Source organism: Oleiphilus sp. HI0117 (assembly GCF_001635235.1).
Genome location: NZ_LWGA01000172.1, coordinates 1 through 801, shown reverse-complemented (window position 1 = coordinate 801; position 801 = coordinate 1). Strand labels below are relative to the sequence as shown.

Annotated in this window: 1 protein-coding gene and 1 pseudogene; one reads left to right on the top strand and one right to left on the bottom strand. The window is 43.2% G+C overall.

Annotated elements, in window-relative coordinates; all coding sequences use genetic code 11:
- Nucleotides 1–457, top strand: a 457-nt coding sequence (locus tag A3757_RS26155) for a hypothetical protein (protein ID WP_197469662.1), incomplete at its 5' end; no start/stop codon positions are given.
- Here A3757_RS26155 and A3757_RS02240 read toward each other — a convergent pair.
- Nucleotides 454–801: pseudogene (locus A3757_RS02240) on the bottom strand (tRNA (N6-threonylcarbamoyladenosine(37)-N6)-methyltransferase TrmO); the annotation flags it as partial. The gene A3757_RS26155 and the pseudogene A3757_RS02240 sit on opposite strands and share 4 nt — an antisense overlap.

Sequence of the window (801 nt, the reverse complement as noted above, 5' to 3'; positions counted from 1 at the left end):
TAATATCAATGAGGTGTTTAAGCTTTGCTTGCAAGGGCTTCATAAAGGCATCGGCCTTGAGCGCGTCGCCTTGGCAATATTTGATAAAGAGCACCAGAGGGTAGTCGTTAAATATGCTTCAGGGCAGAGCACGGAGAAGTGGCGAGAGAAGTTTGTTGTTCGATATGAAAGAAGCCGTTCGGGTTTCTTGTTTAACCTGTTTGAACGTGATCAGGCTGCCTGGATAGGTAACTCGGACTACCAGCACATAACGCAATTTATATCGCCCGAATACCTAGGTATTACAGGTCAGAAAAGGTTTTTTATATCGCCTTTAGCCACTGGCCGTAAACGAATCGGGTTTATCTATGCGGATATGGGGCAGACTTCGAGAGAGCTCAATACAAGTTATTTTGAAGGCTTTCATCGGTTTTTAGATAAGTCTAAAGAAGCGCTAACAATTCTTGCAGCACGCTAACTCAATTGCTTCTCGATGTCGCTTATTGTCGCAAAACCATCTTCTACCGAGAAGCTAATATCCAAATCGTATAGTCTAAGCTTATAAAGCTTCTCATCTTCTTGATCTTGTTTGTATGCAGGCCGCGGATCATATGAAATAACTTCGACTATTAATGCCAATAGGTCATCGGGGTACGAACTCGATAATTGCTGTGCTTTATCCTTAAAGGGTTTGTTTAAAACTACTTTTAGCCTTGGCTTTGGTGGTTCTTCTGCAAATCCGCAGCGCGAGTCCGAGGTAGCGTCCGCATAATCAATATAGGGTTTGATATCCAATATTGGTGTGCCATCCAGAATGTCCGG